Origin of the sequence: Kaistella carnis, from assembly GCF_003860585.1 — a bacterium.
Taxonomy (GTDB): Bacteria; Bacteroidota; Bacteroidia; order Flavobacteriales; family Weeksellaceae; genus Kaistella; species Kaistella carnis.
Genome location: NZ_CP034159.1, coordinates 1082586 through 1099294 on the forward strand (window position 1 = coordinate 1082586; position 16709 = coordinate 1099294).

Below are 16709 nucleotides of genomic sequence, written 5' to 3' on the forward strand. Positions count from 1 at the left end.
AGAATTTAAAATTTTAAGTTAAGTTGAAAACCAATGGTTCTGGCCGATGGAAGTTGCCCGATTTCGACTCCGGGTGTAATAGTTGAATTATTTAATGATGCTACTTCAGGATCGAATAGTGGGAATTCTGTCCACATCCAAAGGTTTTTCCCGAAAATTGCGAAAGTGAGCTCTGATAATTTTAAAGGAGAAATCAGCTCTTTTGAAAAAGAATACGCAATTCTGGCATCTCTTAATTTTACGAACGAGGTGTCGAACGTATTGGTTTCTACATTGGCTCTTCGGTAATAATCTCCGTAGTAAGAACTAAGTGAGACTGGTGTTGCGTTTGGACTGAAGGATCCGTCGCTATTTACCACAACGCCGTCTCCGATAATCGTGCCGTTTGGATCATCCCTCCCGACTAAAGTATGACGGAGTTTCCCCTGCTCCGACATTTTATGATGACTCTGCGAATAAGCTACACCACCATATTGCCCATCAAAAGAAACACTTAAAGTGAAGTTTTTATATTTAAAATCATTATGAAGACCTGCGCGCCATTCGGGGAAAGCATTACCCACCTTCTCTATTCTTTCCGGTCTTGCTGGGAGTCCATTATTATCATAAATCACCTCACCATTTGCATTTCGCAATAATTTAAAACCCCACATATCTCCTAAAGATCCACCAACTGTTGCGTTGTAATACACTACTCCTGCCACCGTTGCCATGGTGTAATAGTTTTCGCCACTAAATTCTTCTGGCAGACTGATGATTTCATTGCCGTTTGTTGACCAGTTTGCACCAATATTCCAAGAGAAGTTTTTCGATTTTATGGGAACTGCATTTAAACTCATTTCAACGCCTGTGTTTCTCACTTTACCTGCATTGATCACTCGGCTTGAATAGCCGGACTCATAAAGTGTAGGAATGACAATAATTTGATTTTCCGTGTCATTTTGATAAAGAGTGAAGTTATATATTAGTCTGTTGTTCAGGAAAGAAAAATCCATTCCCGCTTCAATATTGGTGTTTTTTTCAGGTTTTAAAAACGGGTTCGGATACGTCCCTGGTGTCTCTACAGATCCTACAAAATCACTGATATTATAGTACTTATCTAACTGATAAGGCGAGCCGGCAATACCTACTTTTGCCCAGGAAGCTCTCAATTTCCAGTAATTGAACCTATTAGTAGATATCTTAAAAATATCAGACAAAATGAAACTGGTACTTACTGAAGGATAGAAAAATGACCGATAATCTTTAGAAAGCGTACTACTCCAGTCATTCCTTCCGGTAACATCCAAGAAAACCTGATTCTCATAATTAAGGCTTAGCAATCCGTAAATGCTATTGGATTGCTGATCGCGCGGTTGCGGAACTTTGGTAAGCAACGAAATGGCATTGTTCAGTGTATAATCTCCGGCGACTTTCAGACCTTCCGCGCGGTAGTCACTCATGATATATTCATTATAACGAATGCTTCCTCCAAGATTGGCACTGATATTAAATTTGTTTAAATCTTTTTTATAAGTAAATAAAACGTCGTTATTAAACTCTTGATTTGTAATAAATTGTTCTCGGTAAAAGCCTTTGCTATAATTCGCCGAACTCCAAGGCCTGATGGTGGTCCTTTTTTCATTTAACGCTTCAATTCCTGATCTAAGCATTACTTTAAAATCTTTGGTGAATTGATAATCGGCAGTTACATTTCCATTAATTAATTTTTTATCTACTCCGTTCAACATTTTATAAGCAATCAGATAAGGATTATCAATAAAACTGCTGAAAGGGTGAATTTGATCTACATTTTCCTGCCCTTTTTTCCAGATGGGTTTATACCAAGCCAAATCAACATTAGGATTTTGAAAAATCATAAAATAAGAAATCGATTGATTGTTGTAGCCAGTCGCGGGAAGATTATCACTTTTGGTATTGGCATAATTAAACTTAGCCGAGATCTTGAGTTTATCCGACAGTTTATGCGCTACCGATAATGCCATATTAAATCGATCGAAACCCGTATTAGGCATCATCCATTCGTTATCAAGATAAGTTAACGATGTTCGGAAGTTAGTTTTCTCACTGGAATTTTCAATAGAAACAGTGTTGGAAGATGTCGTGCCCACGCCCCAGAAACCTTTGATATTATCTTTGTAAGGACGCCAAAGTTGCCTTGTTGCACTTTGTCCTTCGAGTGTTGGATCATACTGGTAATAGGATTGTCCCTCGAATTTCGGTCCAAACGCACTGCTCGTCGAACCTGTATTTACGCCATCTGGTGAGGCACCGTATGAATAATAAAATTGTCCAGCCTTATTTTTTGTTAGGGTCCCCTGACCGTATTCATATTGATAATCCGGCCACTTTAAAACCGAATCAAAACTCAACGATGAATTAAAGGAAACTTTTACCTTACCATTTTTACTTTTTCCTGACTTTGTGACAATCATCAAAGCGCCATTCGCAGCTCTTGCGCCATAAAGCGCTGCTGCAGAAGCACCTTTCAACACTGTTACTGATTCAATATCATCTGGATTGATACTGTTGAGACCATTTCCTAAATCAATAGGGACATCTCCCCCAGAGCCTGCTCCATACGCTGGAGTTCCAGTTCCTGTTGTGGAATTGCTCAAAGGCACACCATCAACAACAATTAAGGCATAATTATTATCCAGGCTCATTGATTTTTCACCTCTCAACGTAATTCTCGATGAGCCCAAAGGACCTGCACCTGTGCTTTGAATTTTTAAACCTGCAACTTTTCCTTCTAAACTTTGTGCCCAATTGTTATTTTGAATATTCTCAAAAACTTCACCTTTCACTTTCTCCGCAACGTAACCCAGAGATTTATCTTGTCTCTTAATTCCCAAAGCAGTAATGACCACCTCCTGAATATTTACTGTACTGTCTTTTTTAACATTTTGCTGTGCGCCTACATTTGCACTTAACAGCAATAATATTGGAATTGTCAATATTTTCTGAGTTTCCTTTCTCATGATCTTTTTTGTTTGCGCAAAACTAGAAAAACCCTTCTAAAACACCGTTAACAGGGCGTTAACAATTATTAAATCCATATTAAGATTCTACTCTTCACAATGTCGCTCTCTAAATTTTGAGGCGCAAAAAGACCTTGGAAATAACTCAATAATAATATGTTACCTATCTTAATATTTTGTTAATATTTATAAATTTTTAACAAATAAAGCGGGCAAAAACCCGCTTTTGATATAAGTATTTAAACTCTTTATTAATTTTTAAAGAATGACGATTAAGGATTGGTTGAAAAAATAGAACCATTAGCAATTAATGCTCTTCTGTTCATTTTCAAAATATCTCTTACCCATTCAGCAAAATCTTCAGGTTGAAGTACAGTTTCTGGATTTCCATCGGTCAAACCACCTTGAATCGACAAATCAGAAGCAATCGTACTTGGCGTTAAAGTAATGACGCGGATGTTTTGTTTTCTCCATTCTGCCATCATTGATTGTGATAAAGAAACAACTGCCGCTTTCGAAGCTGCGTAAGCCGACATATTTGGTCCTCCTTTTAAACCTGCTGTTGAAGCAACGTTGACAATATCGCCCGCTCCTTTCTCCTTTAAGAATGGATAGACTGCTTTTGCTGCATAATAAACTCCGAACAAATTGGTCTTGATGACTTGTTCCCAAGTTTCAGACGGCATATCTTCAATACTTCCAAAGTCACCAATTCCAGCGTTGTTGATAAGAATATCTACTCCACCTAGATCTTTTGCTAAATCTGAAATTCCTTTTTGAACCGCAGATTCTTCATCCATACTGAAAATGGCGTAAGAAGCCTGAACTCCTAAACCTTTCAATTCTTCAACGGTATTTTTTAAATTCTCTTCATTACGTCCGGTGATACCCATATTGACTCCTTCTTTGGCTAAAATTAAAGCGACTGCTTTTCCAAGACCTCTACCTCCACCTGTAACGATGGCGTTTTTTCCTTTTAAATTCATTTTATACATTTTTGATAAAGTAAATTTAAGGAATTATATTTGGTCGCTTAAGGAATTGAGGGGAAAGTTAAGATTGATGTTAAGGAAATTAAAAAGGTCAGCATACGATGTACCAACCTTTATTTAATCTGTTCTAAAATTGTTATTTAAATGCTCAACTTTCCTCAAAAATATTAAGATCTTAATAATGGTGCAATCTGTGCAACAACATCACGTGGATGAGCGGCTTGCTGCAAGGAATCAGACGCAACTTTGAAGGCTAAAATCTCAGGGCCCATTTCTTTTCCTTTCTGATCAATCATTTGGAGCAAATCCGTCTTTTCCATTACATAGCCGTGCATCATCATTGAAGAATGTATCTTTTCAGAAATCTCCATGCTGCTTTCTCCAAAGGCTTTTCCTACGATAACAGGAAATAGAAATTCCTCCTCTACAAAAAATTCATCATCAACCGGGAATGATTCCAAAAATGCAGGATAATTAAACCGCTTTTTTGCACTTTCAAGAATAAACTCCGGCACCAGATCGATTTCTTCATCTGATAAATGACTTAGGACATCATCACTTTCATCCTCGTCTTCGTCATAAAAATCACCGTCTACCAAGAAGTCCTCTTCATCTTCAGTTTCAAAGTCCTCGGTAATATCCTCCAATTCTTCATCATCCTGACCGTAAAAAATATCATCTTCTTCATTTTGGAAATCATCAACTTCGGTCAGGCTCACATTGGAATTGGACTGAAGTTTCTTCATCTCCTGCTGAACGAGTTTATTAAATTCGTCAAACCGGAAATCATATTGCTCATCCAGTTCTTTAAGCTCCTGTTCTACTTCTTCCAAAAGCTCAACATCTTCCTCAAAAATTTCCTCCCGCGTCGCTACCTCATGAAGCCAGATTTTATCTCGCTGCAATATACTGTACACCCTGAAAATAACTTCTTCGGCCTGTTTGCGGTCCTCATCCTGAATGAGAATATCAAAGGCAGAAAGATTTTCTAAGTAGAAGGTTTTATCAATCATTATGTTAAGTTTTGTGGTCTGAATTGGAGAGGCAAATTTAGAAAAACGAGTTGGAAAAAGCTGAATTTTACTCTAACTATTTATGCATTGCCTGTTTTTGAATCATCATTATCAATTAAAAAAATTATGTATGTCCGTAACTCCACATAATTTCGTATATTTGTTTGATAATTAAATCATTGAGATGAATATTTTTAGTTTTGGCGTAGAGTTTAGCAGTGAAGAGGATTGTATATCTCATTTTAAAGCAGAACGTGACAAAATTGGCGTTTCCTGCAAGTGCGGAAAAACTGATTTTTTTTGGATTAAAAGCAGATTAAGTTACGAGTGTAAATCTTGTAGAAAGCGAACTACATTACGAAGTGGAACCATCATGGAAAATTCCAATTTGTCCTTTCTAGTTTGGTATAAAGCGATGTTTTTGATGAGTGCAACAAAAAAAGGATTTTCTGCTAAAGAAATGCAAAGGCAATTAGGTTTGAAGCGCTATGAGCCAGTTTGGGCTATGATGCACAAATTGAGAAAAGCGATGGGAAAACGAGATGAAAGATACACTTTAGAGGGCATGATTGAAATGGATGAAGGGTATTTTACAGTTGAATCTAGAGAACTGGAACAAGAGAAAGGGATTCGTGGAAGAGGTGCAGTTGGAAAGCAAAATGTTGCAGTGATGGCGGAATCTACGCCATTAGAAAATATAGAAACAGGAGAGACATCGAAATCTTGTAGATATTTTAAAGCAATAGTATTAGAAGATCATACAGCAGAGGGAATTAATGAGACTATTAAAGAATCTTTGGCAGAATCCAGCATAGTTTTTACAGATCAAAGCACGTCATATGTTGATATATCACAACTTGTAGAAATTCATATTTCAGAAAAATCTTCGAAAGAAACTACAAAAGATACTTTGCGTTGGGTTCACATATTTATCAGTAATGCGAAAAGGAATTTATTAGGAAATTACCACAAAATAAAACGCAAAAACCTTCAACTTTATCTAAATGAGTTTGTTTATAAGTTAAATCGGAGATATTTTGAAGATAAACTGTTCGATAGACTTGTGATAGCAAGCATTACAGGAGTATGATTAAAAACGGATATACATAAAAAAAATAAAACATATATTTTTATGGTTCATAAATTCTTAATTTTCTTTTACGTTCATTTTTCAGGCTGGAGAAAAACTGCTCCTCTTTAATTCTAAATTAAATATTGATGGAATTGATAGTCAACACCTAATACGAAGACTACACCAACCTAACAATCATTAAAAACAATTAAAAAAACCGCCTCAGCATTGAGACGGCTTCTTTCATTTTTCGAAAATACTAATTAGAATTTCATATTTCTGGAATTCTTTTTCCAATCGTAGAGTTGATTTTTGGTATTCACTTTCTTCGGAGTGTTCTCCTTTTTGGGAAGTTTGGTCCCGTAACCGTGGTCTACAAATGTAAGTTCTCCGGAATAGGTTGCTGTAATGGCGTTGTCACGATCATCTACCCCTTTTAAACTAACAGTGTAAATGGTACCGTTTTTCGATACTTCCACCGTTCCTGTTTTTATAGGTGCGTAGTTTTCGTGTTCATCGGAACTCAATTCAAAAAACCATGTTCCAAAATCCAATCCTACTTCATATCCCTGTCCCACTCCGGCATTTCCCGCAACTTCTTCTCCAATAGGATAGGTTCCAACAGGAATATCGGTTGATTGTGTTGAAGAAGTATAAAGAGTGACGCGTAGAAGATTTCCGGTACCACTTGGGGACCAATAATATTCCGGCATTGTAGAAACGTTCTCACTTAACAGATACATATTCCATCTTTTGTTTGTTTTGCCTGCTATTGGCGACTGACCTCTGTATTCTAAATAACCATGAGTTAAGTCGGTTATATCGCGATCGCTAAGAAGTGAAGAAACCGTATATTCATCTCCCTGACGAACGAAGCCCGTATATTTACCCACGTGGCGCGTTCCATCCTGCAACTCCAGATTAAACCGAACTTCCTGATTCTCTCCCATATCTTTAACCTGTACCGTTCCGCCCGTAATAAATACTTCTTTATTGATTCCTTTTTCTTGATTTACGTGTTGAAATGAAGCAAATGCGTAATACGGTGCTCCAGAATCAATATCAGCTTGAGATGCGATTTTAAAAGTTCCTACTTTATATTCCGTAGAAGCGGTGTAGGTTTGGTTGGGGATCTGCGCTTCCCATGCTTTAGGCGCCATCTCATTGAAAAACGAAATATTGATATAATATCCATCGCCCGTAAGTTCGCCATAATTATTTGTTTGTCCTTGAACAAAATAGCTCATATATTCACCAATATTTGGGAAATTGTACGGATCATCGCCCCAATACCAGCCATTTTGTTTTGCATATTCTACCTCATATTGAGGCTGAATGTCTATAACACCAGTGAAGTCGATTTCATAAGCTACGTCTTTTGCGTCTTTCAGCGTCCCTTTAATCGTATAGTTTTCGTCACTGCGTTGAACAGATAATGTTCCGGTTACAATCCCGGACGTCACCCCTTCTTTATTCCAATAACTGTCAAGAGTTAGGGTATATTTATTTGCTAAATCAGCAACTTTGTAGGTTTCAGCAGTCATTTCTGCATTTAGCAAATCGGCGTCTGCTACGTGATCAGAAATAAACTGGAGATGAAAATCGATGTCTTCTCCTGACAATTCTATTTTAAATAAGCCTTTTGCATCGTCAATGCTGCTGTAAATCCCTGTGGCGTTATCTAACATTACTTTTGGTACATCGGGAGTGTTCGTGCTTTCGTCATCCCTACATGAAACTGCGACTCCACTTAGCAATGTGAAAATGCCTAAAAATGCTAAAAATCTTCTCATAATTGAATAATTGGTTAATAATTGATTATAAAAGGTCTAAATAATTAATAATAACTCAAAAACGATCGCACTTATTGTATATTGATAAGAGAAAATTAGAATAGTGAACAGGTTAATTAGTGGAAAATAAAAAAAATCATTTTAATAATGAATTTATGAAAATAATAAAAGAAGCATTTTTGAGAGTGTACGTTCTAAACCTTTTCCTTTCTTTAAACAGGTAATGGTTTTCTTTAATTCATTTTTGAATTAATTCTCTTTAAAAAATATTAATGCTGAACTAATAAATCTTCTGGATTTAGAAATTTTACTTTCTGTTCATCTTTAATTATTAAAAATTAAAGTAAACTACTAAATAGAATTATTTTATTTTTTTCCACTTAAAAACGCTCCTCTTTTGAGGAATGAAGAACCAGAAATTCCCAAGGCGCAAGGATCAGATGTAAGTTTTCCGTAATATTTTCTGTATTTCCTGTAAAAAGGTTCTCGTAGATTCTCTTCTCCGCTTTCGTGTCGAAGTGAACGTCCGCCACGTCTTTGCTCAAATTAAAAAAAGCCAAAACCTTATCGCCGTTTTTTTCGCGCGAAAAAGCCACGATCTGATTCATTTTATCGTTAAAGATACGAATCATCTCCCCGCCACAGTTACCGTTCCACAGCGCTTCATTCTTATGCTTTAAATCGAAAAGACGCGTGAAGAGTGCTTCATTATCATGATCCTTCCAATGTATAGGATCTTTTTCAAAAAAACTTAGAGAACGATCCAGACCGCTTTCCCGTCCATTGTAAATCAGGGGCATCCCATCCATAAGCAGCGTAAAAATAGTTGCCGCCTGAAGTACCACACCAAAATTAAGATCCGGCGTCCCCTCCCAGGAATTTTTGTCGTGATTGTCAATAAAATTAAGACGAATCCCTTCCTTCGGAAAAATAGAAACATGCTCTGCAAGATAGGCTTCACTTAGTGTTTTTGCGCTTTTACCATAGATAGCGATCTGATGCAGAATATTCCATAAAGTCCAGTTGTACGTGGCATCAAAAGCTTTGCGGTGAAGTTCTTTGTCTTCTGCCTCTGCCAGCATAAAAACGGGCTTGATGGTTTCCAGTTCAGCTCGAACATTTTCCCAAAAGTCAATCGGAACAAAACTGGCCACATCGCACCGATATCCATCAATATCATATTCTTTTACCCAAAACTTGAGCGCTTCGGTCATATATTCTCGCAAGTCGGGATGGGTGTAATCAAAATCGATAATATCATCATAGTCCCGCCACGGCAACGACTGAAAGTTTCCGTCTTGGGACTTTTTATACCACTCTGGGTGCTTCGTCACCAAAGAATTGTCCCAGCTGCTGTGATTCGCCACCCAATCCAAAATCAGACGCATGCCCTGCGCATGAACGGTTTCCACCAAATGGCGAAAATCTTCTTCAGTTCCAAATTCCGGATTTACTCCCAGATAATCTTTTACAGAATAAAAACTGCCCAAAGATCCTTTCCGATTAACAATTCCAATAGGATGAATAGGCATAAGCCAAATAATATCGATTCCCATTTTTCGCAGACGTGGAAGTTCTTTTTCGACAGCCTTAAAAGTTCCCTCTTTGGAGAACTGACGCACATTAATTTCATATAGGGTAGCATTTTTAAGCCAATCCGGATTTTTAATCTGTACGTATTTTTGTGGTTGGTAGGGATCGAAGTCAGGATGATGCATGGTAGGTGAAGTAAAAAGTTATCGCTTGACAGAAGAGTTCTTTGATCATTTAAGAACGGGTTAATTTAAATAATTTTTTCTACGAATTCCTTTTTTAAGGGTTTAATACAATTAGGTTTGCTATTTGCTGAGAAAAAAGATCAAAAAGGCTGATCTGCGGCCGAAAGCATTACCTAAACTATTATTTATGATTCCGAAGAAAATCAATTACTGCTGGTTTGGCAGACAGGAAAAAAATGACCTTGCAAAATTCTGCATCGCCTCTTGGAAAAGAATTCATCCAGATTTCGAATTTGTGGAGTGGAATGAAGATAATTCACCGCTGACAGACAACAACTATGTAAAAGAAGCCTTCGCACAGGGAAAATGGGCTTTCGTCTCCGATTATGTAAGATCGAAAGTGATGTACGAGCATGGCGGAATTTATATGGACACCGATATGGAACTCAAATTACCGCTGGATGAATTCCTGAGTGAAAAAGCAGTGTGTGGTTTCGAAGTGAAAAGCGTTCCCTACTCCGCTTTTTGGATGGCCGAACCGAAACATCAACTGGCAAAAGATTTTTGTGATTATTATCAAAGCCAGGAAGGTTTTGTAGAACGAATTAATACGGATATTTTTTCTGAAATGCTGGAAACGAAATATGGAGCTGACCGATATAGCGATACGATCCAACATCTGAAGCATGATGTCACGCTGTATCCCTCCGTCTATTTTTCCCAGGATTTGCAGAGAAATTATGTAAGTCACCATTTCAACGGCTCATGGTTTGGGGGAGATTCGGAAAATACGCACAAAAAAATGGTCAATGTATATGGACTTTTGGATCGGCTGGTTCATTATCCTGACGCTGCAAGCGCTGTGAAAAGTATTTTAGAAGAACATACACTCCTTAAGGTGAGTGATATTCTGGATCTTTTACCCCACGCGCAGATCAGAGAATATCTGGAAAAAAGAGACCTTCGTTAATTCTACAAGCATATTTTTAAAGTCATGTGATCTTGGTAAACTTATCTTTATTAAAAATTTAATGATCAATCGTATAGTGCTATTAGAGCCAAAATAAATATCTTGATTTGATAACCTCGCAGAGGAAGAATTATGGTCGGTATTATCAATTTCTTTAAAAATATTTGTACCATTGCCTTTTAAAATTCAATTAGAACCTCATTTTAAATGAAATTTATAGAGATTATTTTGCGTGGCGTAGGCCAAGTCATGTTTCAAAATAACTACTTTTCTGGTCTTTTGTTTTTGATCGGCATCTTTTATAATTCCTGGTTATTTGGATTGGCGGCTATTGCCGGAACCATAATCAGTACGGTGTCTGCACAAATTTTGAACTATTCAAAAGAGGACATTAAAAATGGTTTATTTGGTTTTAATGGTGCCTTGACCGGAATTGCAATATTGGTTTTTTTCGAACCAACTTTAGGATCAATTGTAGCTTTAATCGTAGGTTCTTTAGTTTCAACGGTGGTAATGAACTTTTTGAAGAAAATAGTTCCGCCTTTTACAGCTCCATTTGTTTTAGTGACTTGGATTTTAATTTATTCCCTAGTATACATTTTTAAATTTCCGCTGGAAACAGAACCGTCTTCAGCTATTGATTATTCTTTTCAGATTATAGAATCATCCGGCAAGAGTTTTGGTCAGGTGATGTTTCAAAACAATGCAGTTACCGGTTTCTTATTTTTGGTGGCTCTTTTGATCAACGACAAACTGGCTGCGCTTTATGCAGTGTACGCTGCAGTTGCCGGTTCCCTATTTGGATGGCTTTTCTCGGCATCTTTTTCCAGTATTAATGATGGTTTGATGGGTTACAATGCGATTCTGTGTGCGATCGCTTTAGGCGGAACACGAAAGAAAGATTTGGTCTGGATTACGTTCGCTATTATTTTGTCGACCTTAGTTCAGATTGGCTTAGGGAAAACAGGCATTATTACTTTGACAGCACCATTTGTCTTAACAACCTGGATCGTGTTGGGATTAAAAGAACTCGAAGAAAGAAAGAAGAAAATTGCAAATTAACAGCACTTTTTTACGCAAAAAAGCACCTACGTTTCTGTAAGTGCTTCTATTCCAATTTAGTGGCCCCACCTGGGCTCGAACCAGGGACTTGCTGATTATGAGTCAGCTACTCTAACCAGCTGAGTTATAGGGCCTAACTTTATTTCCGAAGAAATACCGTCTCAATTGGTTTGCAAAAATAGCGTTTTTTTGAAATAATCAAAATTTATTTTAGATTTTTCCTGAGAAAATTACGATATAATTAGGTGTGAAGAATTCTTTTTAACGCAAAGACGCAATAAATTCTCTTACAATTGATATGGTTTTTGATGAAACTTTTAAGGACGCAAAGGCGTTTAACTTAGCAATGTCAACCAAGAACTTACTTGGCTCTTTTTACTTTTTACCTGGCTCTTTTTACTTTTACTATCCTTTTAAACCGCATTTTTCTCTTGACACAACTCGATTAAAATTCCGTTCGTGGATTTTGGATGGAGGAAAACAATCAATTTATTATCTGCGCCGTCTTTCGGTTCTTCCGAGATAAAGATGAAGCCGGCTTTTTTTAATCTTTCTATTTCGGTGTAAATGTTTTCGACCCCGAAAGCGATGTGGTGAATTCCCTCGCCACGCTTGTCCAGAAATTTAGCGATTGGACTTTCAGGATTTGTAGCTTCGAGAAGTTCAATTTTAGATTCCCCAAGTTCATAGAATGAAGTGGTAACTCCTTCCCTTTCCACCGATTCTTTTTTATAGTTTCCTTTGCCTAATAATCTGGCGAATAAATCATCAGATGTTTCTAAAGATTTGACGGCGATACCGAGGTGTTCAATTTTCATTTGTTAGATTTTAGGTTGTAGGAATTAGTTGATGGTTGATGAAAGTAGAATTTAATTTTACATTTCTGTTGGTGACTGTGTTTCATTTTCAGATGCGTTTGCGTGAGGGCGGAGTGCATTGTTGGAGCTCTTTTTCTTAGGCTGGTTTGGCGATGGCAGAAAAAAGCGACTGCACGCAGACCGACGATTTTTTACGTTGGCCTTTTTGGTGCTGTAAAAAATGGGCACGCCCAAAATAATTCAAACAAAAGTAGTAAATTTGCGCCATGAACGAAAGCAACAGACAAAGAAAAGTCGCCCAAATTATACAGGAAGATTTTGCAGAATTTTTCCGCAAACAGGCTTCTGAGAGCAAACAGACCTTTTTAATTTCCGTTTCTGATGTTAAAGTAACGGCAGATTTGAGTATCGCTAAAATTTATCTGAGTATTTTCCCTCCAGAATTTCGGGACTCGATCATGAAGGAAATTAAAGAAAATAAGTCCCATTACCGAAACTTTTTAGGCCAGAAAATGGGGAAACAGGTTCGTATTATTCCGGAACTGAATTTTTATCTGGATACCACGCTGGACGATGTAGAAAAAATTGAAAGAGAGCTGAAAGGCCTAGGCGATAATCCGATTTTGTAATCCGGCCTTAAATTACTTTTCTTGAGAAATACTGCATTTTATATTGCTACGCGCTATCTTCTGGCAAAAAAAGGAAGTACTGCCGTCACATTTATTACGTGGCTGGCGGCTTTGGCGATGTTGGTTGCAGTTGCGGCAATGTTTATCATTATCTCGGTTTTTTCGGGACTTGAAGATTTGAATCAGGAGCTGATTGCGAATCTTCATGCCGATATTACCATGAAAAGTAAAGAAGGAAAAACTTTACCGGACATCAAAAAAGCCACAAAAATTTTAGCTGAAAATAAAGAGATTGCGCACTTTTCAAAAGTCATTGAGGAGAAAGCATACGTCAGTTTTCGGGAGAACGGTGATATTGCCAATCTTCGGGGCGTAGATTCTGCTTACATTTTCGTAAATCCTATTCATAAAAATATTTTCTACGGAACCTATCCAAGTTTTAAGTATTCCAATGAGGTTCTCATGGAAAATAAACTCGATAACCGTTTAACGATTCCTATTGGTGAAGGCGCAGATTACGCCACGATTCTCATGCCGAAACCTGGCACGGGAATGATAAGCAAAGAGGAAGATATTTTTATGAAGAGAGAGATTTATGTTTCTGGTGTATTTCCGGGAAATGATCAACTCGACAATACCATTATTTCTCCAATTGAGCTCGCTCAGGAATTACTGCAACTGCCAAAAGATGCAGCTTATGAAATTGTAATTAAACTTAAAAATCCTGAAAAAGCGGAGGAAGTTCGTGACCAATTGGTGAAACTTTTGGGCAATAAATATGACTTGAAAACAAAGAAAGAGGAAAATGCGGCTTTCTGGAAAATGATCAATACAGAGAAGCTTTTCATCTATTTGATTTTTGTGCTGGTTATTTTTATTACCACTTTTAATCTTGCAGGTGCCATTATTATTTTGCAGCTCGACAAAAAAGAGCAGGCAAAATCACTCATATCATTGGGTATGAATTTGAAATCCCTGCGTAATATTTATTTTTACACCGGGGTTTTAATTGTAGTTTTCGGGATTATCAGCGGATTAATAATAGGCACAATTATCTGTTATCTGCAAATCAATACGGGCTTCATCAAAGCGGGCGCCGGCAGCGACCTTGCCTTTCCGGTTCGGGTCAATTTCCTTAACTATATTATAGTGAGTGCAACCGCTGGTGTTTTTGGTATAGGTGTCGCACGCTTATTTTCGAAAGTCAACAAAAGACATTTTAAAAACGATTAAGGTTTTCTACCTTTCGCATTCGGTGATCATTAATAAGATTCTTTTTCAACATTAAATTTTTTCTTTTCCTGAAGAAGGCTGATTCTGTTTAGATCCCAGACTCTTATCAACATGTTAGTTTATCAATAATTCATTATTCGTTCAAAATTTAACATGTTAAAAAACGTTTTTAAATTTCAAACCATTTAATAATTACTAACTTAGCCCCCCAATTTTTAATTAATATTATGAAAAAATTTACCTCTTTGGTACTTGCCTTTTTGTTTTCCCTAACATTTGCGCAAGCTCCCGCCAATTATTACAACGGAACCTCCGGGTTAACAGGTGCCGCTTTAAAAACAAAACTCAGCCAGATCATAACTGCTGGCGCCCAGGATAATGGTTACGGCGGTCTTTACGACGGTTACCCGACCACCGATCGCGATCATTTTTATGAGAATGACGGTTCTGTTTTGGACATGTATTCCGAAAATCCAACGGGACCGGATCCTTATAATTATCAACATGGTGTGAAAAAATGTGGAAATTACAGTGCAGAAGGCGACTGTTACAACAGAGAGCACGTTGTTCCACAAAGCTTTTTTAATTCCAGACCACCGATGGTTTCCGACATTCATTTTATTCGTCCGACCGATGGAAAAGTTAATGGAATGCGCAGCAACTATCCATTTGGAGCCGTGACAAATCCTTCATTTACTTCAAAAAACGGAACTAAAGTAGGTCCAAGTTCTTCCGCAGGATACGGTGGGACGGTTTGTGAGCCCATTGATGAATTTAAAGGTGATATTGCCCGTATGATTTTCTATTTCGTTACAAGATATGAAAGTCAGCTTTCTACTTTTGCTACAGGAAATATGTTGGGAGGTTCTGCTTATCCAGGTTTACAGGCATGGGAAAGAGATGTTTTACTTAGCTGGGCAACACAGGACCCTGTTTCTCCAACAGAAATTGAAAGAAATAACGCATCATACGTTTTCCAGAAGAACAGAAACCCTTTTATAGATCATCCGGAGTGGGTTCAGCAAATTTGGGGAACTCAGGTTGTAGACAATGAAGCGCCTTCTACTCCAACCAATTTAGCGGTTACTTCAACTTCTACATCATCTGCAAATTTAACATGGACGGCTTCTATTGATAATATTGCGGTTCCTTATTACCGAATTTTTGTTAATGGTAATTTCCATAGCAATTCGCCAACGAATTCTGCTACCATTTCCGGCCTCATGCAGGGGACAACGTATACTTTCTACGTGGTCGCAGCAGACGCCGCAGGGAACTTTTCCCCGCAAAGTAATACCGCGACAGGAATAACCTTGGTTGATAATGAAGCGCCAACGGAACCAGCCAATTTGACGCTGGGTTCCGTAGGCACCAACAACATTTCGATAAGCTGGACGGCTGCTACTGACAACGTGGGAGTTGCTTCTTATGATATTTACGTAAACGGAACCATTATGGGTTCTACAACTTCTACCAACAGTAATATTGCGAATTTAGATCCGTCAACAACCTATACCATTTATGTGGTAGCAAAAGATGCGGGTGGAAATGTTTCGCCACAAAGTAATTCCGTAACCGCAACTACTCTGGCGATCGGAACAACTTGTGGGGATGAAAATTTTGAAACAATTCCCGCAAGTGCATCGATCTACTCCACTTATAACTGGACAAGCAATGGAATTTCCTGGACTTCAGAAGATTCAAGAACCGATCAAACTTTGAACGGACGTGCAATCACCATCAGAAACGGGTCACTTACAGCATTGTCTGTACCGAATGGTATTGGAAATTTAACAGTAACTACTCAACTTAAATTTTCCGGTTCTGCAGGAACATTAAAGATTTTCGTAAATGAAGTAGATACTGGAAAAACAATTCCATACAGTTCTACGGCGACCACCACGACCGTAACAGGAATCAATATTGCAGGTCCTGTAGAAATTAGTTTGGTAAATTCAAGTTCTACGAACCGTGTTGCGATCGATGATATGACGTGGAGCTGTTATACAAACTTGGCTACTGGCGAAAACACCGTTTCAAAATCGAATTTCACCATCTATCCAAATCCTGTAAGAAACGGGGAACTGAATATCAGTGGAAAAAATTTAGAAAATATTGCCACGGCTCAAATTTTTGATTTCAGTGGAAAATTGGTTCAAACGGTTTCTCAACCTTTTAAAAATACGAACAAAATTGCTCTGAAAAACTTAGCTAAAGGAGTTTATATTTTAAAAGCCGGAACGCAAACTGCGAAGTTTATTGTTCAATAATAAAAGCATATCACTATTGTAAAAGACTGATGAAAACATCAGTCTTTTTTTTGTTTAAAATTTATTAGAACTATTTATGTTTTTAAAGTAGATAATTTGCTCTGATTTTGGATTTCAAAACTTAATTTTCGTTGTTAAAAGTAAGGGACAACATTTAT

The 16709-nt window shown here is 37.5% G+C and carries 12 protein-coding genes and 1 tRNA gene; 6 read left to right on the top strand and 7 right to left on the bottom strand.

What is annotated here, in order from left to right; all coding sequences use genetic code 11:
• Positions 1-5: 5 nt before the first annotated feature.
• The 3 genes from EIB73_RS04840 to EIB73_RS04850 form a co-directional block, all read right to left on the bottom strand.
• Positions 6-2981: a SusC/RagA family TonB-linked outer membrane protein gene (locus tag EIB73_RS04840; protein ID WP_125023169.1), complete on the bottom strand. Its 2976-nt coding sequence runs from the start codon at positions 2979-2981 to the stop codon at positions 6-8.
• A 272-nt stretch (positions 2982-3253) separates the two neighbouring features.
• Positions 3254-3967, bottom strand: a complete 714-nt coding sequence (locus tag EIB73_RS04845) for a 3-ketoacyl-ACP reductase (RefSeq protein WP_125023171.1) — start codon at positions 3965-3967, stop codon at positions 3254-3256.
• 173 nt (positions 3968-4140) lie between these two features.
• Positions 4141-4986, bottom strand: a complete 846-nt coding sequence (locus EIB73_RS04850; RefSeq protein ID WP_125023173.1) for a hypothetical protein — start codon at positions 4984-4986, stop codon at positions 4141-4143.
• 184 nt (positions 4987-5170) lie between these two features.
• Here EIB73_RS04850 and EIB73_RS04855 point away from each other — a divergent pair, with 184 nt between their 5' ends.
• On the top strand, positions 5171-6076 hold the full coding sequence (locus EIB73_RS04855; protein ID WP_125021496.1) for an IS1595 family transposase: 906 nt from the start codon (positions 5171-5173) through the stop codon (positions 6074-6076).
• Between the two features lie 245 nt (positions 6077-6321).
• Here the strand turns inward: EIB73_RS04855 and EIB73_RS04860 are convergent, their stop codons facing one another.
• Positions 6322-7851, bottom strand: coding sequence for a hypothetical protein (locus EIB73_RS04860; RefSeq protein WP_125023175.1), 1530 nt, complete (start codon positions 7849-7851; stop codon positions 6322-6324).
• A 380-nt stretch (positions 7852-8231) separates the two neighbouring features.
• Positions 8232-9569 carry an alpha-amylase family glycosyl hydrolase gene (locus EIB73_RS04865; RefSeq protein ID WP_125023177.1) on the bottom strand — a complete coding sequence of 446 codons (1338 nt, stop codon included), beginning with the start codon at positions 9567-9569 and terminating at the stop codon, positions 8232-8234.
• Positions 9570-9756: 187 nt separating this feature from the next.
• Here EIB73_RS04865 and EIB73_RS04870 point away from each other — a divergent pair, with 187 nt between their 5' ends.
• The gene (locus tag EIB73_RS04870) at positions 9757-10539 is read left to right on the top strand and encodes a glycosyltransferase family 32 protein (RefSeq protein WP_262706721.1); all 783 of its coding nucleotides are present in this window, start codon (positions 9757-9759) and stop codon (positions 10537-10539) included.
• Positions 10540-10746: 207 nt separating this feature from the next.
• A complete protein-coding gene (locus tag EIB73_RS04875; RefSeq protein ID WP_125023179.1) occupies positions 10747-11601 on the top strand; it encodes an urea transporter in 855 nt (284 codons plus the stop codon).
• 60 nt (positions 11602-11661) lie between these two features.
• Here the strand turns inward: EIB73_RS04875 and EIB73_RS04880 are convergent.
• Positions 11662-11735 (bottom strand) — tRNA-Ile (locus EIB73_RS04880).
• Positions 11736-12014: 279 nt separating this feature from the next.
• Complete coding sequence (mce, locus tag EIB73_RS04885; RefSeq protein ID WP_125023181.1) at positions 12015-12419, bottom strand: methylmalonyl-CoA epimerase; 405 nt, start codon at positions 12417-12419, stop codon at positions 12015-12017.
• Between the two features lie 266 nt (positions 12420-12685).
• On the opposite strand from mce, the gene rbfA reads away from it, so the two are divergent.
• The 3 genes from rbfA (at position 12686) to EIB73_RS04900 (ending at position 16551) form a co-directional block, all read left to right on the top strand.
• Positions 12686-13048: a 30S ribosome-binding factor RbfA gene (rbfA, locus tag EIB73_RS04890; protein WP_125023183.1), complete on the top strand. Its 363-nt coding sequence runs from the start codon at positions 12686-12688 to the stop codon at positions 13046-13048.
• A gap of 21 nt (positions 13049-13069) precedes the next feature.
• On the top strand, positions 13070-14281 hold the full coding sequence (locus EIB73_RS04895; protein ID WP_125023185.1) for an ABC transporter permease: 1212 nt from the start codon (positions 13070-13072) through the stop codon (positions 14279-14281).
• A 227-nt stretch (positions 14282-14508) separates the two neighbouring features.
• Positions 14509-16551 carry an endonuclease gene (locus EIB73_RS04900; protein ID WP_125023188.1) on the top strand — a complete coding sequence of 681 codons (2043 nt, stop codon included), beginning with the start codon at positions 14509-14511 and terminating at the stop codon, positions 16549-16551.
• Positions 16552-16709 lie beyond the last annotated feature (158 nt).